The organism is Paenibacillus sp. ALJ109b, from assembly GCF_010747435.1.
GTDB classification, from domain to species: domain Bacteria; phylum Bacillota; class Bacilli; order Paenibacillales; family Paenibacillaceae; genus Paenibacillus; species Paenibacillus taichungensis.
On record NZ_JAAIFP010000005.1, the window covers coordinates 93,710 to 117,099 of the forward strand.

The 23,390-nt window shown below is 48.1% G+C and carries 18 protein-coding genes; 17 read left to right on the forward strand and 1 reads right to left on the reverse strand.

Translation table 11 applies throughout. The features are described 5' to 3' along the window. Positions 1-25: 25 nt before the first annotated feature. From G3352_RS06115 to G3352_RS06150, 9 genes are all read left to right on the forward strand, one after another. On the forward strand, positions 26-2,728 hold the full coding sequence (locus G3352_RS06115; protein ID WP_163755003.1) for a winged helix-turn-helix domain-containing protein: 2,703 nt from the start codon (positions 26-28) through the stop codon (positions 2,726-2,728). Between the two features lie 135 nt (positions 2,729-2,863). Then, positions 2,864-4,936, forward strand: a complete 2,073-nt coding sequence (locus G3352_RS06120; protein ID WP_163755004.1) for an S-layer homology domain-containing protein — start codon at positions 2,864-2,866, stop codon at positions 4,934-4,936. A 150-nt stretch (positions 4,937-5,086) separates the two neighbouring features. Further along, on the forward strand, positions 5,087-5,599 hold the full coding sequence (locus G3352_RS06125) for a GNAT family N-acetyltransferase (protein ID WP_240342959.1): 513 nt from the start codon (positions 5,087-5,089) through the stop codon (positions 5,597-5,599). Positions 5,600-5,617: 18 nt separating this feature from the next. Continuing rightward, entirely contained in the window at positions 5,618-5,758 is a 141-nt protein-coding gene (locus tag G3352_RS31550) for a hypothetical protein (protein WP_345940727.1), read from the forward strand. Between the two features lie 22 nt (positions 5,759-5,780). After that, entirely contained in the window at positions 5,781-6,044 is a 264-nt protein-coding gene (locus tag G3352_RS31555; RefSeq protein WP_345940728.1) for a GNAT family N-acetyltransferase, read from the forward strand. A 38-nt stretch (positions 6,045-6,082) separates the two neighbouring features. Then, positions 6,083-6,520 carry a GNAT family N-acetyltransferase gene (locus tag G3352_RS06135; protein WP_076289992.1) on the forward strand — a complete coding sequence of 146 codons (438 nt, stop codon included), beginning with the start codon at positions 6,083-6,085 and terminating at the stop codon, positions 6,518-6,520. A gap of 107 nt (positions 6,521-6,627) precedes the next feature. After that, on the forward strand, positions 6,628-7,050 hold the full coding sequence (locus tag G3352_RS06140; protein WP_345940729.1) for a hypothetical protein: 423 nt from the start codon (positions 6,628-6,630) through the stop codon (positions 7,048-7,050). 198 nt (positions 7,051-7,248) lie between these two features. Beyond that, entirely contained in the window at positions 7,249-8,469 is a 1,221-nt protein-coding gene (locus G3352_RS06145) for an RtcB family protein (RefSeq protein ID WP_163755006.1), read from the forward strand. Between the two features lie 214 nt (positions 8,470-8,683). Beyond that, a complete protein-coding gene (locus tag G3352_RS06150) occupies positions 8,684-9,862 on the forward strand; it encodes a DUF4272 domain-containing protein (protein ID WP_163755008.1) in 1,179 nt (392 codons plus the stop codon). A 112-nt stretch (positions 9,863-9,974) separates the two neighbouring features. Here G3352_RS06150 and G3352_RS06155 read toward each other — a convergent pair whose 3' ends face one another. Further along, a complete protein-coding gene (locus G3352_RS06155; protein ID WP_240342960.1) occupies positions 9,975-11,015 on the reverse strand; it encodes a LacI family DNA-binding transcriptional regulator in 1,041 nt (346 codons plus the stop codon). Between the two features lie 520 nt (positions 11,016-11,535). On the opposite strand from G3352_RS06155, the gene G3352_RS06160 reads away from it, so the two are divergent. The 8 genes from G3352_RS06160 (at position 11,536) to G3352_RS06195 (ending at position 23,384) form a co-directional block, all read left to right on the forward strand. Further along, positions 11,536-12,912, forward strand: a complete 1,377-nt coding sequence (locus G3352_RS06160) for an ABC transporter substrate-binding protein (protein WP_345940730.1) — start codon at positions 11,536-11,538, stop codon at positions 12,910-12,912. Between the two features lie 116 nt (positions 12,913-13,028). Beyond that, positions 13,029-15,956 carry an extracellular solute-binding protein gene (locus tag G3352_RS06165; protein ID WP_163755012.1) on the forward strand — a complete coding sequence of 976 codons (2,928 nt, stop codon included), beginning with the start codon at positions 13,029-13,031 and terminating at the stop codon, positions 15,954-15,956. Between the two features lie 75 nt (positions 15,957-16,031). Then, the gene (locus G3352_RS06170; RefSeq protein WP_163755057.1) at positions 16,032-16,943 is read left to right on the forward strand and encodes a carbohydrate ABC transporter permease; all 912 of its coding nucleotides are present in this window, start codon (positions 16,032-16,034) and stop codon (positions 16,941-16,943) included. Between the two features lie 2 nt (positions 16,944-16,945). Next, a complete protein-coding gene (locus tag G3352_RS06175; protein WP_163755014.1) occupies positions 16,946-17,809 on the forward strand; it encodes a carbohydrate ABC transporter permease in 864 nt (287 codons plus the stop codon). 11 nt (positions 17,810-17,820) lie between these two features. Further along, on the forward strand, positions 17,821-19,287 hold the full coding sequence (locus tag G3352_RS06180) for an NHL repeat-containing protein (protein ID WP_163755016.1): 1,467 nt from the start codon (positions 17,821-17,823) through the stop codon (positions 19,285-19,287). After that, positions 19,268-19,888, forward strand: a complete 621-nt coding sequence (locus G3352_RS06185; protein WP_163755018.1) for a YIP1 family protein — start codon at positions 19,268-19,270, stop codon at positions 19,886-19,888. Before G3352_RS06180 ends, G3352_RS06185 begins: the two co-directional genes overlap by 20 nt. Before the next feature lie 14 nt (positions 19,889-19,902). Next, on the forward strand, positions 19,903-22,488 hold the full coding sequence (locus tag G3352_RS06190; RefSeq protein WP_163755020.1) for a DUF5696 domain-containing protein: 2,586 nt from the start codon (positions 19,903-19,905) through the stop codon (positions 22,486-22,488). Continuing rightward, positions 22,485-23,384 carry a carbohydrate ABC transporter permease gene (locus tag G3352_RS06195; RefSeq protein WP_076289982.1) on the forward strand — a complete coding sequence of 300 codons (900 nt, stop codon included), beginning with the start codon at positions 22,485-22,487 and terminating at the stop codon, positions 23,382-23,384. The genes G3352_RS06190 and G3352_RS06195 overlap by 4 nt, the downstream gene beginning before the upstream one ends. The last annotated feature ends 6 nt before the right edge of the window (positions 23,385-23,390 follow it).

Below are 23,390 nucleotides of genomic sequence, written 5' to 3' on the forward strand. Positions count from 1 at the left end.
CTTAGGGTATCTGAATGTACATACAATGAATCGGAAAACGGGCACCATGGTGCTGATTCAGGAGGATCTCATGCAACAGGAACATACCGCTGGTCCCCACGGAGACTGGCTTCAATTTATGATTTTAACAACCAAACTGGAACTGCCACCCTTGCCAGCGGATACAATGGACCGTCCACGGCTCAGTTTGCAGCGCAAAGAATTGTCCCAATCCAAAGTCACTTTATTAACTGCCCCAGCCGGTTCAGGGAAATCCACACTTCTAGGTAGCTGGGTGAGAAATGAAGCAGTACATGCGGCCTGTGTCTGCCTGGATGATAAAGATCAGGACCCACTTCAGTTTTGGCTCTACATTATTCATGCACTGGATCGAGTGAGAGAGGGGCTCTGCGGAGACGTTCTGCCACACTTTTTGCAACGATATCCGATAGATCCAAGGTCAGCTTTAATATTATTGTTGAACCGTGTTGCCCAGGCCAATCAGCATGCACTGCTTATTCTGGATGACTATCATGCAGTAACCCAGTCTGAGATTCATGAGCAGATGCAATACTTTATCGAAAATCTTCCCCTGTCCATTCATCTGGTACTGTCAAGTCGCACCTATCCTCCATTCAAGCTTGAGAAGCTGCGTCTGAGAGGTGAATTGAAGCACTTCACGCTTCAGGAACTGGCGTTTACGGCAGAGGAGGGCATTGAATTTTGCCAGGAGATCATGCAATTGGATATTGCTGGGGAGGATGCACGTGGTTGGGTACAGCAGACGGAGGGATGGGCTGCCGGATTGAAGCTGCTGGCTTTATCTCACGCATGGGGTGCAGACTCGTTGGTCAGCCCATCCACTTCCCTGTCTCGTGAAGATCACGGGCAGCCTGGGGAGAGGACGATTTCGGATTACCTGCTTGAAGAGGTGTTCCAGCGTCAGTCACCCGAAATGCAGCAATTTCTGCTCCGGACAGCGATCACTAGAAGAATGAACAGCAGTTTGTGTCAGGTATTAAGTGATATGCAGGAAGCTCCGCACTTGTTAAGGCAGCTGGAAAAGGAACATCTCTTCCTTGTTCCACTGGATCGGGAAAGGCACTGGTATCGGTATCATCATTTGTTCTCTGCATTTCTAAAGCGTGAGCTGGCTCGTTATGGCACAGAACAGGTGAATGAATTACATGCCCTCGCTGCACATTGGTATGAGCAGCAAGGATACCCGGCTGAAGCACTGGATCATTATATTCTCGGACAGCACATGCAGGACGCAGCCCGACTGCTGGAAGAGCTGTTTGCCCACTTTATTATGGGAGAGTGGTGGACGCTCCGGCGATACTTCGATGTTTTGCCACTGGAGATCGTGAAAGCACATCCAAAATTATATATGTCCTACCTGTTTCTAGTTGCGCGCGAAATGCCTTATGGACAGATGGTGAAGCAGCTTGATGAACTGGAACACGTGATCGGGGTGCATCTTCAAGGGCAGCTTGAACCTGAGATCGTCGGGTATTTGCTACAAGTCATTTGTGTGATGCGAGCCTACATGGCTTATCTGAACAGAGATTTGGATGGGCTCGCTCATTATTTGGTGTCCTATATCGATCAGGGATATCCCGATGATATTGCCTTTCAGTATATGGATTATGATCGGAGAGAGAGCATGCGCCTACGCAGCTTTCATGGCGTTAATGGCTATTTACGGCGTGGGGAAGCTTGCTTTGGGGCGATTACGGAACGTTGGTTTGCTGAACATGCCTATGTAACGTCCTACTATGGTGTCGGATATGGTGAAATTTTAATGGAACAGGATCGGTTATCAGAAGCGGTAAGTTATGCGGATCGAGCACTTGAAGTGGCTTTACAGATTAAAGTGGCTGCACTGCTCGTTCCTGCGTATGTACTAAAGGCCAGACTTGAACTTACATTGGGTCGACCTGAGGAAGGCATGAAGCTGCTTCAACAGCTCACAGGTTTGTTATCTGTGAAGGATATGGACTACTGGCAGCCAGCACTGGAAGCACATCAACATCGAATTTTACTTGAAGTGAGTCCCGTGGAATCGGCTCAAACCATTCTGGTTAAACCAGCAGGCGAAGGCTGTATGGCAGCTGAGACCAGCTGTGATCAGATCTTCCACTCCATGGTTCGCATACGTGCGATGATTATCCTTGAGCAGTATGATTTTGCACAAGAGGAACTGAGACGAATCCGTAACCAGGCTGAAGAACGGGATTGGCTGACTGAACAGGTAGAGTGTGCTCTGCTAGAATCCATCATGCTGCAAAAGCAAGGATTCACAGATGCTAGTGTTGCAGCATTATCCCGTGCCTTGGTGTTGGGGGGACCGGAAGGATATATACGTTCATTCGTTGCAGAAGGTGAGCAGATTAGGCGGTTGTTGCAGGACTACCTGTATTTACGCCGTACGAAGGCGATACAGGATGATGGTGTGAAAATGGCTTATGTGAAGCAGTTATTATCGGCATTCGCAAGAGACAAACGGGCAAGGGGCCTTTCCTCTGTAGGGGAGGCAAACCTGGATACGAAGGAAGTGGGTCTCAGCCCGATGGAGCAAAAAATATTCGGTTATATCGCTGAGGGCCTGACCAGCAAACAGATTGCTGCCGAGTTTGGTATCTCACCCGGCACTGTTAATACACACATTCGCCGAGTGTTCGCGAAGCTGGGTGCGAGTAGTCGCACTCATGCTGTACAAATTGCTGAGCAGCGGGGATTGTTATGATGAGCTGAAACGCTGTCTACTCTTTTGTAGACTGTTTTCCAACTATAGTCTCTCCTACAATGAAAATAATCAAATAACGCTGACGAGTCTTTGCTGACTCCAGGGTGATGTTCATGTAGGAGGTAACGTTAAGAGATGACAACACGTATATCCAAACAAAAATTTTGTTCTAAAAATAAGAACCGTAGGGTCTCGCCTTATTTGGCGGCCCTTCTGTCTTTATCAGTCATTACTGTTCCCGGAACAGTGAGCGCAGCGGCCGATGCATTAAACATTCGTGACTTGCAGCAGGCAGCACCGTGGGCAAGGCAAGCCATTGAAAGGGCTGCTGAGCAACAGATGATTCTGGCGGACGAAACAGGGAATTTCAACCCGAGTGCAACGTTGACAAGAGGGGACCTTGCATACACACTGGCACAACTATTGGAAATGAACGTGCTGTCGTCAGCTCAGCTTCCAGATCCATTATTTAAAGATCTGGACAGTAACGCTGAGAATGGATCCTATATTCATGCTCTCCAATTGGCCGGAATCATGAATGGTTATCCGGATGGTACGTTTCGACCAGGCGGTCTGGTGACAAGGGAAGAGCTGGCAACGACGATTATCCGTGCTCTGAAGGCTAAGGGATATGATGAAATATTAAATTTGACCCAAGAGTTGTCATTTAAGGACACGTCCAGCATCAGTACCTGGGCTTTGCCAAGTGTACAACAGGCCGTTGAATTGGGGGTTTTGAAAGGGGACAATGGAAACTTTGCTCCGAAGCGCCCCACTTCCAGACAGGAAATGGCCGTGATCGCACTACGCACAACTGAAGTTATTAAAGCGCTTGAAGAAGCTGCGAGTCAAGGGGGTGCCAATCCGGAATTCCATGCTAATGAGCCAGGAAAGGTAACTGAGGTGCAGGGTACAACTTCAGGTGGCAATGATGCAGGAAAAGGTACCGGAAACACAAACGGTAATTCCGTGGCGACGCCAGGGAATGGAAATGGAAGTTCGGGTGGGGGAGGTGGATCTGCACCAACGACACCGACGAATCCTTCCACTCCGTCCAATCCAGGTACGGGAAATAGGTCTCCAGTGATCGTTAGTGGCGGTTTGCCTGATCAGGAACTTACATTGGATCACGCCTCCCTGGACTGGCAAGCCTCCTCTTATTTTAGTGATCCAGATGGTGATAAATTGCAGTTCAGTGTCATAGCAGGAGATGAAACCATCGTTTTCTCCACTCTGGTGGGCCAAGTAATTCGACTTGTACCACAGGCTGTTGGAGAAACAACGCTGACGATCAAAGCTATCGATGCTCGGGGAGCAAGCGTTACGGCAGAACTTAAGATCAAGGTACAGGCCAATACGATAAGTCGCCAATTCCTTGATCCAAATTTGGCTGGAGCCATTGCATATTGGTTGCAAAAGGATGTGGATGATCCACTGACCAAAGATGAATTGGCGGAAGCTCTCGTTCAGACGAATGGGGGATTGTATGCGAGGAATGCAGGCATTTCCGATCTGACAGGAGTCGAGATATTCAAGGGGTTGAATATAACCGAAATAGATCTGTCCGGAAACGAAATAAGCAAGGCGGATGCCTCTGGATTCGATCGCTTGAATTGGCTGGATTTATCCGGTAACCAACTGACGGAAATCAATGTTACGGGACTGGATCAGCTGGAATCTCTGAATCTCGCGAATAATCGACTTGCTTTAGTGGATGTGGGCGGATTACATTCCTTACAGAAACTTGATGTGAACAGTAATGAGCTTGTTCATTTACCCATTGGAATTGCTGAACTGTCTGATCTGCAATACTTGGATGTGAATAACAACTCTATATCCCTGAGAGAAGAGCCTGATTTCACACTGCATCACACGTTGCTGCAACGTGTGGACATGTATGATTTTGATGATGCTCCCCCTGTACTGGTGGAGGCACCTGCGGGTAATACCGCTTATGTTAATGGAGATGAGATTGAGATCGACCTGTCCTTCATGTTTGAGGATGAAGATGACGCTAGGTCAAGCCTCAGACTTATGGCTGACTCACCTGATCCACAATTGGCAGATGTCAGAATGGTTGGACAGAAATTATACGTTACAGCATTGGGGACGAGTATTGAGCCTATTCGGATTGAGGTGAAGGCCATGGATCCCCTGGGCAGAATTGCCATAGGCCACGTGTACGTTGATCTGAGAGAAATAGAGTAGAGCATTTTAACATCAGGTATAAGTGAACTATAGTAAGTTAAACTAACGCACCTTCCTATATGGGAGGTGCGTTGTTTCTATTTTGTATGGGATAAGATCATGTTAAAATATGCAAGAAACGAATGCGGTTGCGAGTGACATCGTCAAACGATGATCAACTGGAAAGAAGGAAATAATCTCATGTTATCGATTCATCAAGCGGAGTACCAACAGAAATCAACTTTGCGCAATCTGATGGAATTGTACAAATACGATTTTAGTGAGTATGACCCGGAGGATGTTAACGAAAACGGGTTATATGAGTATGTGTACCTGGACCATTATTGGACAGAAGCGGGCAGACATCCTTTTTTGTTTCGAGTAGAAGGACAATTGGCGGGATTCGCACTGATTCGTGAAATTGAGAGTAAACAGGGGACGAGTGTATACGAAATGGCAGAGTTTTTTGTAATGAAAAAATACAGAAAGCTGGGAGTGGGTGCGCAAGCCGCCATTCATGTGTTCAATCTTTTTCCCGGAACATGGAAAGTAGCGGAGATGGAGACGAATGAGCCTGCTCAGATTTTCTGGCGTAAGGTCATTGCACGCTATACCGATAATAAATACCAAGAGGTTAGAGAGCCTGACTGGGAAGGTCCTATTCAGATATTTACTACGAAGTAAGAACGAGAAGGGGAGAAGATGATGACCCAAAACAATATCAATCCAAGTACTCCGGAGGATTCAGAATATGTTCGCCAGCAACTTATCGCATTTAATGCTGCGCATGTGAGCGAGGAAAAGGCATCGTTACGAAGAACTGAATTTCAATATCAAAAATGAGACCGGCGAGATTGTTGCAGGTGTGCTTACTACACTTTGCTGGAACTGGCTGGAGGTTGATATTCTTTGGGTGGATTCTGAACAACGGCATCGGGGATATGGTTCTCAGTTGTTGCTTGAAGTTGAGCGAATTGCGCGAGAGAAATTTTGTGATTTTGTCATGTTGAACACATTCTCATATCAAGCACCGGAATTTTACAAGAAGCATGGCTACCAATTGATCACAACGATCGAGAATGCACCGACCGGACACAGTCATTATTATTTTAAGAAGGACCTAACTTAAGCAATGTATGCGAAATAGGACAAATCAGGAGGATTATTATGGTTACTATTAAAGCAATCGAACTTGAGGATTTACCGGCGCTAAGTCAGTTATACAACGAATTGATGGGTACACCGACTAATGAACAGCAGATGCAGAAGATGTTTCACTATATCCAGCAAAATGGACACTACCATGTACTCGGTGCATTTTACAACGGTGAACTGGCCGGATCGGTTATGGGTATTGAATGTATGGATCTGGCAGGTCAGTGCAATCCCTTCATGGTTGTGGAGAATGTGATTGTATCCGATCAGGTACGCAGACAGGGAATTGGTCAGAAGCTTATGCTTCAGATTGAGCACATTGCGAGAGATCTTGGATGTGAATACATGATTCTGGTGTCTGGCGATCAGCGCAAAGAGGCTCATATTTTTTATGAAAAGCTGGGCTTTAAAGATGAGAAAGTTCAGGGTTATCGGAAGCATTTTAATTAATCAATATATCACGGAAAATGTCTAATAGGTAGAAGGACTACTTAAGGAGCAGGGCGAATAAGGCATAGTCTTGAAATATAATGAACTGATATGAGGGAGGCACTCTCGTGTTCAAAAAATGGGCTAATGTCTTGATGATTCTGAGTTTGGTATTCGCTGTATGTTCCCCAACATCCTATGCCGCTGCCAAGACGGTTAAAGTGACCGTGACGCTTGTCAGTGCAGAACTGGTGGAGAACAATTCCGTTGGTAATGAATGGGCCATAGGGGCAAGTGTGAACGGCAAGAGTCTGGAGGAGGGTTCGTCGGTCAAGTTGAATCTGAAACCTACAGATACGCTGAAATTACAAGCGAATGCCGAAGAGCAGGACAAAATCCCTGATCTGGGAAGCAAAAGTATGAACGTTAAGGTTTCCTCCATTTCCAAATCAATCAACAAGACTCTATCGGTTGTTGTGACGGAGAACAGGGGCCGCTATTCGGGTAACACAGCGACGTGGGAGTTCAAGTTTAAGATCAGTAAGAAGTGAAATAGGGACTGATCATGTAAAAGAGAGCCTAGCTCTCTTTTTTACTTTATACTGATAACTTTGAACTGAAGGAATGTATAGTTTCAGGAAGGTTATCTCTTTGGTAAAATAAAGAAAGTTATGGGCAGGGACGTATATATATCAACGTATATATTTCATTGGAAGTTTTAATGAAAACAAAGGGAGGTTAACCAGATCATGCGTATCGTAGATAACATTAAAGTCTGGGGGGAACCGCTGGAGAATGCGGTAAGTCAGGCGGTGACTTGCTCGCAGTATGGAGATGTATTGGGCGTGGCTCTAATGGCAGACCATCACAAAGGATATTCACAGCCCATCGGGGGCGTGGTTGCCTACCGGAACATGATCAGTCCGTCAGGGGTTGGATATGATATTGCCTGCGGCAACAAGGCTGTGCGCACCAACCTGATGTGGGATGATATTCGGGATCAGATTGCTGTCATTATGGATGATATTAATGCGACCATATCCTTCGGTGTAGGACGCAACAATCCAAATCCTGTGGAGCATGAGCTGTTCGATGATGCCAGCTGGAAGCTGTTTGATTCCATTGAGCCTGGACTACAGCACAAGTTGAAGACACTCGCACGCAACCAGCTTGGGACGGTAGGCAGTGGCAATCATTTTGTCGACATTTTTGTGGAAGAGGCGACGGGTAAAGTATGGATTGCAAACCACTTTGGCAGCCGCGGCTTTGGGCTTAAGGTCGCCAGTGGTTTTCTGAATCTGGCTGCCGGACGTGCGTTTAGTGGCAAAGCGCCGGGAGAATCGATGGACCAACCACCAACACTGTTTGACCTCAAGAGTGAAATGGGTGATATGTATTGGGACGGGATGACTTTGGCCGGCCGGTATGCATACGCAGGGCGTGATTATGTGATTGAACAGGTGCTCGGCATTCTCGGGGCGAGCGCAGAGTATTCGGTTCATAACCATCATAACTTTGCCTGGAAAGAACAGCATATGGGCGAAGAAGTGGTGGTGGTCCGCAAAGGAGCAACGCCGCTGGCACCGGGACAGCTCGGTTTTGTGGGCGGAAGCATGGGAGATATCTCGGTGATCGTGGAAGGAATCCACAGCGAAGAGAATACCGAGTCTTTCCGCAGCACCGTGCATGGTGCAGGTCGGATTATGAGCCGAACCCAAGCGGCTGGCAAAATGAATTATAAGCTGCGTACACGCATGGGTGGCGAGATTAGCGAAGAGCAGATGCAAGCGGCAATTCGTGCATATGGTGTGGAGCTTCGGGGTGCAGGAACGGATGAAAGTCCTTTTGTGTACAAGAAGCTGCAGGACGTGCTGAATGCGCATGCGCATACCTTGAAAATCAACCATACCCTTCGCCCCGTAGGTGTCGCGATGGCCGGAGGCAATGAATTCGACCCGTATAAGGACTAGTTAGATATGTTCAACTCAACATTTACACAACAACGGAGAGGACAGAAATAACCTGAAGAAGCGAAGTGTTCGCCTTTATCCCCGGATTTTTCCCTTTGGAGAAGGGAATCAACAAAATCTGGGGATAACAGCGATCGGAAGGTTGTTCTGTCATCGGAGTGCCAGTGTAAATATTTATTAGTTGAACTTATATAGAAAGAAGAAGGTGAACCTCATGAGAAATTGTGCGATATACAGCTCCCAGTTTGACCTGGATCAGCTGTTTGAAATGATTCAATCCATATACCCTCAGGATACAATTGAGCGTAAGGAAGACAAAACCTATATTCAAGTCACACGCAAGAAATTATTTAGTAAGAAGACAAAGGGCTTCAATATCATGACGAGCCAGACCCACCCTGAAGAATTTACGGCAATGATTCAGGGGATGCTGGGATTTTTAAGTCAGATTGAGGGAAAGAATGCTTCGCTACAGGAAAAGGTATTGATTAAATGCTCTACACTGAATATGGTTGTTGGGATCGAGACAGAAGAAGACATTTCCGAAGAATTCTTTAATGAATTATTACATCTGGCCGATGCCCTGGATGCAGTCATCTTTTGGGGAGGTGGCTCCTTGCTGAATGCGCAAGGTCAGCTGCTGCTGGATGTCAACGGAGAATCCGAAGTAGAGGATTACAAAGTGACAGCGCACACCAGTTTTCTGGACGATGTCAGACCCCCGTCGGAATCTGCAATGCTGCGCAAAGAGCGCTCCGAGCAGCTTCTAACCGAGCAAGGAATCCCATTCAATGTTCATTTGCCAGCAAGAGCGGGAGATGAGCATACTACGATCCGCAGTGTGGAACAAGTCGCAGAGCGCGCGGTAGCCCTCTGTATTGCAGCACTCAAGGGCGAATGCTTGGGAGCGGGGGAGAGTGCAGAAGATACAGCAGCTCTGGTCCAGGAAGTGATCGACAAGTATGATGCGACTTCATTCTTTTCACCTGTGGAGAGAAGATTTGTGGAACAGCATGGGGCAGAGCATCAGGAGGTTATCTCCTTTTCATGGGGATATGAGGCTTATCATGTGATGTTATGGGCGCTTGGCTACGTCAAGGAACTTGGAGCACCAGTAAATCTTTGTAACGTAGGACAAGATGTAGGATATTTGCAGCAATGTGACGATGTTGAAGCCTTTGTAGCCGGGGCACAGCTTCGCTCCAAAAGCGAGATTTTGGATGCAGCGGATCTAATCTACCGGTACAACTGGGTGTGTGTAGACAGTCGTGTGAAGGAGCAATCACCTCCGGGGGAGCTGAATGGCGGAGTAGCCTACGAACGTCATCGTGCGCTCAATTGGCTGATCTGTTATCTGGATCAGGATTGGGATGATGTCCGGACAGATACGTAGAATGGACTTTTAACATCAACTATTTTTTATATTGGCATTCAAATTCAAATACCCCCAAGCCAGTCGAATACTGGTTATGGGGGTGTTTTGCTGCCTATGGGTACCTTATCTTTTATCCGCTATGTCTTCCGTACTGTTCCCGAATCATCACGTCAGCAAGAATCAGCTTTTTCTCTACATTACTCTCCGGGTTCACAATTCGCCATAACATCTGGTCGACCGCACGCGCACCAAGCAGTTCCTTGTTCACATTAACTGTGGCGAGTACAGGGATATTATCATACACATTATCGAAACCGGTGACTACGCACTGATCGGGTACACTAATCCCTATGCTCTCCAGAGCCTCGATGGTGTATAGCGCATAGAAGTCATTGGCACATACAAAAACCTCAGGCAAATTCCCCTCATGAATGACCGAAGTGAATGTCTTGTGAAAATCATCCACATCCGGGCTGCTTAGTTCGGGGATCTGATTCATTTCCAATCCATGACCCATCAATACCGAAGTATAGGCGACCCATCGTTCATAGAAGCTGTGAGCGTCACTGGTATTTCCAACAAACTGAAACCGCTTGAATCCCTTGCGTAGAAGGTAGAGCATAATGTCACGCATGGAAGTAAAGTTGTCTGTGAAAATACTGTCACTGTGAAAGACGGGGTCCAGATGATCCACCATGACAACAGGAATGCCCAGACGCTTGATTTCAAGCAGAATGGGTGTGGAGATGGAGCCAACCGTAATAATGCCCCGAATGGCATCCGGATTCAGCAACGTGAATAATTGATCCGCAGAAGGCTCTGTCAGAGTAAGAATATTGATGCCTTTCTGGTTCAGTCTGGAGGATATCCCGTTAAAGACAGGCCCCCAGTATACGGATTCCTGATTCTGATAACGAACATTAGGAAACAAAATTAAAATGGTGCCACTCCACCGCGTGTTTTGCGGGTCCTGAAGTTCATTGCTGCTATACATATCACCAGACAACATGCTGTTATCTTTGAAATATCCAAGTTTGCCAGCGGCCTTAAGAATAACGTCCCGTGTCTGCTCACTAACACCTGATTTTCCAGACAGAGCTCGTGAGACCGCAAATTTCGACAGACCTGTAAAATGTGCAATTTCCTGAATTGTTACCTTCGTCTTCATCATACCATCCTTACACTCGTAGTTCTGCCGTATTCCTTACATTGTGCAATAAAGCTGTTTCTAGTATATCATGATGTATTTCTCTTAATCTAATAACGGCTGTAGAAGTGAAAATGTTAGTGTCCCATACATGTAACGACGGAAATAGACCTCGGCGATGGACATGTTGCAGGAGAAAAAGGCGAATTTTTGAATGTGTTATTATCTTTTTGTTATTTTATAAAATAACAAAATAATCAAAATGACTTTCGTTTTGGATATAGGAGTACTCAGAATGGCATTTGGATAATATGCTGTTTCATAAGGTTTTAAAGCGATATAACAGCATTTTATCAGAATAATTAGAAAATGTTAACAATAAAAATGTTGACGCTTACATTGTGCTATGTTAAATTTTGTTTGTCAAAACCAAACGGACAAATAACAAATGGTGGTGGTCATCGAATTTCATTAGGGAAAATGGAAGTCAGGGAGTTATGCCGGACCATGATTTGTATACACATTCGGGGAGGTTGTTAAAATCGTGACTAGAAAATGGAACGTTTTGCCGCTCATGTTATTGGCCGTAATGCTTTTTGTATCCGCTTGCAGTGGTGGGGGGACGGCTCAGCCGGCTGATGATGCTCCAGCGAATTCGGGCAATAGCACTGGAACCGTCGAGACAGACAAAGAAGGCGGAACAGAAGAAGTGGCAGTCGATGTACCTGATTTGGGTGGGCGTATCATCAAGGTTGCGGCCTGGTGGGATCTGAAGCCAGCGGGGGAGACCGCATCGGATAAGGCTAGACTGGATAAAATTGCTGAAGTCGAGAAGAAATACAACGTGAAAATTGAGTTTGTAAACGTGCCATTCGAAGAGTACATGAACAAATTTACAACGACTGCGCTTGCTGGCGAACCGTTCGCTGACATCGTTCAGATGGAGTACAAATCCGCATTACCCGCCATCCTCAAAGGGCAACTGCTTCCGATCTCCGAATTCACCACAGCTGAGAATAACATCAACCAAGAGGCAAATCTAATCGCAAAATACCCTGCCATTGCAGGCAACTACTACGCCTTTGAATCTCCTACCAGCATCGGTCTGGGACTTCACTATAACCGTGACTTGTTCAAGAAGCTGTCGTTACCTGACCCTCAGGAGCTTTATAACAAAGGCGAATGGAATTGGGATAAGTTCATGGAACTGGCGAAACAGGCGACCAAAGATACGGATAATGACGGAAAAATTGACGTATACGGGTTCTCCGGCTGGGCTATTGACGTGCTTCGTCACTTTACTGCAGCCAATGGCGGCACGATTGTAGATGACGAACATTCAAAAGAAGGATTGTCCGATCCGAAAACGATTGAAGCTGCCGAATTCGTCAAACGCCTGTATAACGTGGAGAATGTTGTAAAAGTCAAAACTGGTGACAAAACGAACTGGGAGGAAAGTAACACGTTTAAGGATGGAGATGTGGCTTTGTTCACTGCTGCGGAATGGCAGTTGGGCGATATCACCTTTGCTGCCGGAGTCGTACCAATTCCGAACGGTCCTCAGGGCAGCAAGGATGTAACATACGCCAACAACGCTGCCTCAGCAAAATTCATTCCTAAAGGTGTGGAAGATCCTAAAATTGTATACCAAATCTATGAAGAAACCTTCGACATTCCGCAGATTGAAGAGTACCCAGGTCAGGATTACCTGGAAAGCCGTTATACCGACGAGAAGGACATCGCCATGATTCGGGAGCATATCGCGGGAACGGGCCGCATCCTGCTGGATGACGCCTACGCGGGTTATCCAATCGGTGACTATGTAAACGACATTATCAAAAACAATGCTTCCGTTACAGCAACAGCCGAGAAGTATAAAGCGCAGGCACAAGCGGCAGTCGATAAGCTTGGCAAACAGTAATACCTGCATGATTCAGACAGGGGTGCCTCGTGTCCGGGCTCGCGCACGGGTACCTCTTTTCCTGTATCACCAATTAAGCATTGCTGGCATCAGCCTTGATGAGGAGGGCTCGTAGGATGGCTGGAATTCTACAACGAAAGAAATGGATCCTGCCCATAGTCATTGCAGCAGCGGTAGCCTGCGTCATACTTTTGCTTACTTCCGGTGCAGGTGTAAAGAGTGCAGTTGTGCCTTCTGGCAGTTTGCCTGCTATTAAGGTGGATGCCATCTTGCAGCAGACGAGGCAGAAGAACGGATATGAACAATATCTGTCCCAAGCAGGTAAGGCCTCAAGACCGGATGTGGATATGACCATCGAAGCAGGAGACTACATACGGGCAGAGGGTGAAGAGGTACGTAAGCTGAAGGATTATGAGGGCAGGCCGGGTGTATCGCTACATACTGGGGAGACAGGCGAGATCGACTGGGTAGTTGACGTGCCGGAAACCGGGCTGTACAACCTCTCTGCTGTCTATTTTCCCGTAGAAGGAAAGAGTTCGGCCATTGAGCGTGCGTTGTACATTGACGGTGAACTTCCGTTTGCGGAAGCCGCCTATTTGCAGTTTGACCGGGTATGGGGCAATGAGAAACAAGCTGTTGAACAGGATAATCAGGGCAATGATCTTCGTCCAAAACAAGTGGAGAAGCCCCGCTGGATGGAGGAAACATTTCAGGACTCGGATGGGTATGAACAGGCTCCATTCAAATTCTATCTGGAAAAGGGAGAGCACACGTTAACGCTGAAATCCTCTCGCGAACCCATGGTAATTCGATCCATACGACTATTCAACGAGAAGCCAGCCGTTGCTTATGCGGAAACCGCAGGAGCCGAGCAGACGGATTCTTCCGGTCAGCCTAAGGATGTGCTCATCCGAATTGAAGGGGAAGCGGCTGTTGCCAAATCTTCACCTACGTTATATCCAACCAGTGAAAGATCAAGTTCAGCCGTATCCCCTTACAGCGCTTCCCAGGTGCGTATTAATACGATTGGTGGCTTTAACTGGCGTCTGCCAGGACAGTGGATCGAATGGGAAGTGGACGTGCCGGAGAGTGGACTTTATCATATCGGTTTTACCGCTCAGCAAAATTTTGTCAAAGGCATCTATTCCACGCGCAAGCTGACCATCGATGACGAGATTCCGTTTGTGGAGATGACAAAGGCGCCGTTCCGTTACCAAAGCGACTATCGCATTGATGTGCTGGGCGGTGAGGATGCTTACAAGTTTCAGTTGGATAAAGGCAAACATGTCATTCGGCTGGAGAACAGCCTGGGCGACTTCGCACCACTTATTCGCAATGTGGAGGACAGCCTGTACAACCTGAACTCCATGTACCGGAGAATTCTGATGATTACAGGCACCAAGCCGGATGAATTCCGGGATTATCGGGTGGAGAAGCAGATTCCGAATCTGCTGGGGGTGTTTAGCGGAGAAAGCAAACGTCTGAAGGAAGTGGCAGGGCAACTTCGTCTTCTGTCAGGCCAGTCCAGCGATCAAGAAGCGTTGATCAAAACGATGGCCCAACAGCTGGATGAGATGATCGACAAGCCCGATACCATTCCAAGAAGACTTGCCGCATACAAAACGAACACGGGCGGACTCGGGACTTGGGTGCAGCAGGCTCGCGAGCAACCGCTTGAAATTGATGCACTCTATGTAGCTTCATTAGACAGCAGCATTCCTGGAACGGGTATGGGGCCGCTGGCGAAGCTTGGTCACGAAGCGAAGACATTCTACCATTCGTTCTTCATTGATTATAACCAGATTGGGAACGTTGCCACGTCAGAGGATCAGCGCACAGTGACGGTCTGGATCGGCAGTGGTCGTGATCAGGCGAACACGATGAAAGCGATGATTGATGAGACATTCACACAGGAGAGTGGCATCAACGTCAATCTGAAGCTGGTTAACATGGGTACGCTGTTGCCAGCCACTTTATCGGGTGAAGGACCGGATGTAGCGATGCAGATCGGCAATGATCTGCCCGTGAACTTTGCGATGCGGAACTCGGCGGTGGATCTCACCCAGTTTAGTGACTATACCACGGTGGAACAGGAGTTTAGAGACAGTGCCATCGTACCGTACGCCTATGATTCAGGCGTGTACGCCCTGCCGGAGACACAGACCTTTAATATGTTGTTTTATCGAAAAGATGTGCTTGCAGAGCTGGGGCTTGAAGTTCCTCAAACGTGGGATGATGTCGAGAGCCTGCTGGCGATTCTGAGCAAAAATCATATGGAATTTGGCATGCCGGTGGTGGCCCAGGCCAACATGCAGGGGGTCAATATCCCGCCTAATTCGCAGTATGCAACGATGCTGCTGCAGAACGGCGGCTCCTTCTATCGGAATGACGACAAGGAATCGGATCTGGATTCGCGCATCGGCATTGAGACCTTTAAGAAGTGGACAGAGTTTTATACCGATTACAAGCTCGAGCGGGAGTATGACTTTGCCAACCGTTTCCGGACCGGACAGATGCCGATTGGTCTGACGGATTACACGATGTATAACCAGTTGTCCGTATTTGCACCGGAGATCCGTGGATTATGGGGATTTGTTCCTGTTCCGGGGACTGTGCAGCCGGATGGAACATTGAATCGGGACGTTCCGGGTGGCGGCAGTGCGGTCATGATGCTGGAAAGTGCCAAGGATCAGGAGGCGGCGTGGGAGTTCATGAAATGGTGGACCAGTACACCGGTTCAGGCTGAGTTTGGCCGCGAGATGGAAGGGCTGATGGGTGCGGCTGCGCGTTATCCGACGGCCAACATCAAGGCACTCGATTCACTTCCATGGCCGGCTGAAGATTATGCGAATCTGAAGGCACAATTCGAGACAGTAAAGGGCATTCCCGAAGTACCTGGTGGTTATTTTACCGGACGTCATCTGTTCAATGCATTTTACAAGACGGTTGTTGGCCAAGTGGAAGCCAGGGAATCCATCATGGATTACACCCAGTATATTCAGGACGAGATTCGAGTCAAGCGTAATGAATTTGGTCTTCCGTAAGCAGAGGGAGGGTTAACAGTGTCACAAATATCACTCCGAGACGGACAAAACAGTCCTCCTGAGAAAACACCAGGCATGGGCATGAAATCATGGTGGTCCTGGAAGCTCAAGGAAATGAAGGCCAGCAAACATTCCTATGTACTGCTAGCTCCTTATATGATCCTATTCATCATGTTTACTGTGATTCCGGTGGTCATCTCCATCATACTCAGCTTCACCTATTTCAACATGTTGGAGTTTCCGGGTTTTATTGGCTGGCAGAACTATACCCGGCTGTTTCTGGAGGATGACGTATTTCTGATTGCCATCAAAAACACGTTGCTGTTTGCCATTATTACCGGACCCATCAGTTATATTGCCTGTTTCGTATTTGCGTGGATCATTAATGAATTAACGCCCAAATGGAGAGCGTTCATGACGCTGATCTTCTATGCGCCATCCATTTCGGGGAATGTCTATTTTATCTGGTTGATGATTTTCTCGGGGGATCGCTACGGTATAGCCAATGGATTACTGATCAAATGGGGATTTCTGCTGGAGCCAATTCAGTGGTTGAAAACGGAAGCCTACATTATGCCAATCCTCATTCTGGTGCAATTGTGGCTCAGTCTTGGCACAGGCTTTCTGGCTTTTATCGCCGGTTTGCAGACCGTAGACCGGACGTTATATGAAGCAGGTGCGGTAGACGGGATCAAAAATCGCTGGCAGGAGCTCTGGTATATTACCCTGCCTTCGATGCGTCCGCAATTGATGTTCGGTGCGGTCATTCAACTTACGACCTCATTCGCCGTGGCCGATGTATCTATTGCGCTGGCGGGGTTCCCAAGCGTGAACTATGCGGCGGAGACGGTGGTGACCCATTTGATCGACTTTGGTACAACGCGGTTTGAGATGGGTTACGCCTCGGCGATTGCAACCGTACTGTTCATGATTATGGTGGGCACCAACCTACTGGTACAGAAACTGCTTCGAAGGGTGGGAGAATAGCTATGGCTGCAATTGCGTCAGGCAAAAAGCGGGTGAACCGCTCTTTATCGGGAAGCATCTCCCTGTTTGCCCTTCTGCTCGTATTTGGTGCTTTCATGGTGCTGCCGCTGATCTATGCGATTAATAATGCGTTCAAACCACTGGATGAGATTTTTACTTTCCCACCAACGCTATTTGTCAAAAATCCAACGTTCAGCAATTTCACGGATCTGTTGAATCTGCTGAGTGACTCGTGGGTTCCGTTCTCACGATATATATTCAACACGGTATTTATTACAGGCATTGGCATCGTGGGCCATGTGCTGCTCGCATCGGCAGCGGCGTACCCACTCGCCAAGCACAAATTTCCGGGCAAAGTGTTCATGTTCCAGGTTGTTGTGCTTTCCCTGATGTTCACGCCTGCCGTTACGGCCATTCCCAATTATATGATCATGTCATGGCTGGGCTGGATTGATACGTATTGGGCTGTCATTATTCCGGCATTTGCCTATTCATTGGGTCTGTATCTGATGAAGCAGTTCATGGAGCAGATCCCGGATGCGTTGCTGGAAGCAGCCAAAATTGACGGTGCCAGTGAATACCGAATTTTCTGGTCCGTTGTCATGCCCAATGTAAAGCCAGCCTGGCTCACATTGATCATTCTGCTGTTCCAGATGCTGTGGGGCAGTGATGGCAATGGGTACATTTACAGTGAACAGCTCAAGACCTTGCACTATGCGGCGGGTCAGATCATTCAGGGCGGGATATCCCGGGCCGGGGCAGGTGCTGCGGTAGCACTTATTTTGATGAGTGTGCCCATTACGCTATTCATTTTCTCCCAGAGCCGCATCATTGAGACGATGGCGAGTTCGGGCATGAAGGAATAAGGGGGAACGATATGGCACGCACAGTGAAAAGATGGCTTGTTCTCCTGGCGGCAGTATCGCTGCTGCTGGTGAATACCGTGCCTGCGGCGGCCTCCCCGGCGCCGTATGAGAGTTATAACTACAACTACTGGAAAGAGGCCGTTCCGTCACCGGATGCCTATCTGCCCAAGCAAGCCATCTCGGGCAGCGACCTGGGCATTGGCGAATTCAAAGACCCCGGTGATGTAAACGTCTCTCCCTCCGGGCAGATTTATATTTTGGACAGTGGCAACAGCCGAATTGTTGTCCTTGACGCGCAGTATAAGCTGTTGCGGGTAATCGAAGGATTTATGATGGACGGCAGCAAGGAGAGTTTTAATACGCCAGGTGGATTATTCGTGGATGAAGAGGATCGAGTATACATTGCAGATACGGGGAACAGCCGCGTAGTTGTCCTGGATGCGGAAGGTCAGCTGGTCCATACGATTACGAAGCCAGAGTCTGATATCCTCGCGACCAATTTTCAGTTCCAACCGCTGAAATTGACTGTGGATCGGGTAGGCCGGGTGTATGTGGTGGCTCAGGGTGTCTACGAAGGAATTATGCAGTTTGACGAGCACGGTCAGTTCATTGGATACGTTGGTACGAACAAGGTGGAACGCGACTACGGCGAATACATTTGGCGGATGCTCTCAACCAAAGCCCAGCGGGCGCAGATGGTTTTGTTTGTACCGACCGAGTTTTCCAATGTGGATATCGACTCCAAAGGGTTCGTATATGCGACCAATATCGACCCGGGTTCCAGCGAACCGATTAAACGTCTCAATCCATCCGGTGAGGATGTGCTGAAGAGATTTGGTTATTTTGAAGTCAAAGGAGATATCAGATTCCGCAATAACCCGGGTCCGTCCAAGCTGATTGATGTGAAGGTACTGGGCAACGGTATGTACAGTGTGCTGGATGCGACGCAGAACCGGGTGTTTACTTACGATGATGAAGGTCATCTGCTCTACGTATATGGAGGCAAAGGAAATCAGGTGGGAACGCTCAAAACACCAGTCGCCATGGAACAGTCCGGGAATCATCAATTAGTGCTGGATCGGGGGAAAAACAATCTGGTTATCTATGAGCCAACACGGTTTGGAGCCAGCGTGAATGAGGCGGTTGCCCTTCATTATCAGGGCGAGGATACAGAGGCTGTTCATATCTGGAAAGAAGTGCTGAAGCTGAACGCCAACTATGATATCGCCTATATCGGTATCGGCAAGTCCTTGCTGATGGAGAAGAAAAACGAGGAAGCTCTGGGTTACTTCGAACTGGGAATGGATCGCAAAAGTTATTCTGTCGCGTTCAAAAGATATCGGCGAGAGATGATGAAGGAACATTTCGGCACCTTTCTGACGCTTGCGATCGCACTGATTTTCATTCTGATCCTGGTCCGAGTGGCGGTTAAATGGAGACGGAGGAGGCAGATTGACCGTGAAGCAGGATTACATTAAGTTTCCGCTGCATCTCATTTTTCACCCCATTGATGCATTCTGGGATCTCAAGTCGGATCAGCGGGGCAGGTTGACCGTTGCTTTTGGAGCACTGGCGCTTACCATTATCATGATGATTTTGCAAAAACAATACGCCGGGTTTCTCGTGAATTACATCGATCCTCGCACAATCAACAGCATAGGGGAGATCGCAACGGTTGCAGTGCCGTTCTTTCTTTGGTGCATAGCCAATTGGGCTGTAACCACCCTGATGGAAGGTGAAGGAAAGTTCAAGGAGATTTTTCTGGCAACAGGATACTCGCTTATTCCGATTATTTTGATCTATGTCCCGATGATTATCATCAGCCGGTTTATGGTACAGGAAGAGACGGCTTTTTATTATTTGTTTAATAGCATCGCGTTCTTCTGGTTCGTGCTGCTGCTCTTCATTGGCACGATGACGGTACACCAGTACACCGTGATCAAAACGATCCTGACGATGCTGCTGACGGTAATTGTCATGGGCATAATCGTGTTCCTCGGAGCATTGGTGTTCAGCATGTTGCAGCAGTTATATGAATTCGGTTACAACATCTACCGCGAGTTGATTTTTCGGACCTAAAGGAGGCGGCATCCGTGAACAAAAGGCAACGAATATATACGGTGCTGGCCAGTGGTGCTGCTGTGATTCTGCTTACAGCCGGACTGCTGTATATCAATAACAGGGGAGTTCCAGCCGTGGAGGCAACGGCTTATCTTGAAGCAACAACAGAGGGTGTGCCAACCGAGACGGAATCATTGCAATTCCTTACCGATTCTTCAGAGGGTGTGCCGGGTATGCGACTGGTCGTCGAAGACCAGGGACTGGCGCTGTATTACAACGAGGAAACGACGGAAATTGCTGTTCGTGATGGAGCGAGTGGACAGATCTGGTACAGCAATCCGAACGAACGTAATCAGGATGGCCTGGCTTCTGCTTATGAAAAGGAGGTGCTGTCCTCCCAGCTGAACGTGTCATTTCGGGATGCGATCGGTACGCTGGAGAACTTTCCGAACTTTAGCTCCAGTATCAGCAACAAACAGTTCGCAGCTGCCAATGTGGATCAGGGCATTCGCGTTACATACACGCTTGGGGATACCTCGCTCGGCATTGATGCCCTGCCCAAACTGATCAGCAAACAGCGTCTGGAGGAGAAGGTCCTTTCGAAATTGGATGCCACAGTCGCAAGATATACATCTGCCCGCTACTATCCAACCAAGAACAATCCGGATGTGCTGGAACGATTGGATGGACAGATATCAAAGCAGCTTGTGTTGAACAAGATGCTGGATGCCTTTGAAGCGGCGGGTTACACCGCTGACGATCTTGCTTTTGACAATGAGGAGAATGGAGTCGAAGGCGGGGGCACATCGGATAAACCAAGCTTCGTCATTCCGGTGGAATATCGGCTGGATCAAGGATCGCTGGTTGTAACTGTGCCGCTAAGTCAGGTGAAAGAGAGTGGTCAATACCGTATTCGTAATATCGATCTGCTCGCTTACTTTGGTGCCGCGGATACGAAAGGTGAAGGTTATATGTTTGTACCTGACGGTTCAGGCAGTCTGATCCATCTGAATAACGGAAAGGTCAAAGAGGAGCAGTACGTACAACGTGTGTACGGTGCAGATCCGAATGACAATTCACTCAGTCGCCCGCAGGTCAGTGAATCTGTCCATATGCCTGTCTTTGGTTTGAAGAACGGTGAACATGCCTGGTTTGCCGTGATTGAAAAAGGGGATGGCATGGCCAGTATCTCTGCGGATATTGGAGGCAGGCAAAATAGCTATAACCACGTCTACGGCACGTTCTCCCTGCGGGGTGAGGATGAGTTGGAGATGTATACCTCGCAAAAGATGCAGGAGATTCAGCTACTAAGCGAGGAACCATTCCGCGGGGATATTCAGGTGCGATACCATTTTCTAAACGGCAAGGATGCCAGCTATTCCGGGATGGCCCGTTTGTATCAGCAGCAATTGGTGGGGCAGAACGTACTGAAACCGCTGGAGGACGAATCAGCCTTACCTTTTTACGTGGATGTGTTAGGTGCAGTGGACAAAAAAGCTTCATTCCTGGGTGTACCATATCGGACCACATTGGCTATGACGACATATGAACAAGCGGCTGAAATGGCTGCGAAGCTGCAGCAGGAAGGTGTGGACCGCGTGCAGATGCGGTATCAGGGATGGTTTGGCGGAGGTTTCAGTCACCATACACCTACCCAGGTCAAGCTGGACAGTGAAGTGGGCAGTCGTTCCGAATTGCATGATCTGTCTGAACAACTGAATCAGTCCGGTGGAGCGTTATTCCCTGATGTGGCGTTCCAGCGTATCTATCACGACGATTGGAACTTTGCTCCTTCCTCCGATGCAGCGCGATTTGTCACCAAGGAGACGGCTGAATTGTATCCATACAGTCCTGCCCTCAACCGGATGGATCAGAGCAAAGACAGTTATTATCTGTTGTCGGCCGCCAAGCTGCCGTATGTGGTGAGCGAGTTTGCAGGGAAAATCAACAGACTGGAACTCAGCGCATTATCGCTACGTGATCTCGGGCAGGTATTGAGCTCGGATTATCGGGATAGTCGTGTCATCCACCGTGAAACCGCGAAGAACATCGTGAAGGAGCAACTGGGCAAGCTGCAGCAGGAATATCCGAACATAATGTTATCATCCGCTAATGCTTATGCGTGGGGATATACGCAGCATATTGTTAATGCTCCCTCAGGCTCCAGCCGGTTCAACATTACCGATGAGGAAGTTCCTTTTTATGAAATGGTCATTCATGGATATATGGACTACGCTGCTTCCGCAATGAATACGTCAGGGGATCAAGATCTGCGCAAACAGCTGCTCCGCAGTCTGGAGCTGGGCTCAGCTCCGCAATTTCAATGGACGTATGAACCTTCATCCAAGCTGAAGCTGACCAATTATGATTCGGCTTATGCCACTGACTACGCATATTGGGTAGATGACGCAGCTGCATTATACAAGGAAGCGAATGAAGTATTAGGTCATTTGCGGAACCATCCAATAACCGAGCATGAACGAGTTCAGGATGGCGTAGTGCGTGTCACTTATAGTGGCGGTGCAACGATTTTGGTGAATTACACGGCTGATCCGGTAACGATTAATGGAATTACCGTTGGCGGGGCGGACTATGCAGTGGAAGGAGTGAACCAATGAGAAGCCTTCGTTTATCCTTGAAATCACGGAGAGCGCTGCTTGGACTTGCGTTTATTTCGCCATGGCTGATTGGTTTCATCTTCCTGTTCGCTACGCCGCTGCTGCAATCGATCCGGTTCAGTTTGAGCAATCTGTCGGTTGCCCCAGGAGGATATGTACTGGATTTTGTCGGGCTGAAAAATTTCAAGGATGCCATCCTGGTTGATGCCACCTTTAACCGGATCTTGGTGGATTCGGTCGGAGCGATGCTGCTAAATGTGCCGATGATTCTGTTCTTCAGTTTATTTACGGCGACACTGCTTAACCAGAAATTCAAGGGCAGAACGATGGCGCGTGCGATCTTCTTCCTGCCAGTCATACTGGCCTCCAGTGCGGTGGCGGCGGCCGAGTCCGCAGGTTTGATCAATCTGATGGGGGACGCCAGTGCGATTGAATCGTCTACCGAAGGGGGAGCTTCGTTCAACGTCGTTTCAATCGTGCGAATGCTGAATGATGTGGGGCTGCCAATGGCATATGTCGATTACATCGTGGAAGCCATTATGCGCATCTACGATATTGTCAGCAGCTCTGGCGTACAGATTCTGATCTTCCTCGCTGCGCTGCAATCGGTACCCGGCTCGATGTATGAAGTGGCTAAAATTGAAGGTGCAACGGCCTATGAATCCTTCTGGAAAATTACGTTTCCGATGGTGAGCCCATTGATCCTGACGAATGTCATCTATACGATTATTGATTCCTTTGCAGGCAGCCCAGTGACAGAGGCCATTTACCAGACGGCGTTTAAAACCCAGAACTTTGGTCTGAGCTCAGCTATGTCCTGGCTGTACACGCTGGTCATCGGCCTGGTATTAGTTGTTGTTGGATGGGTACTGTCACGACGGGTTCATTACAACTGAAAGCTA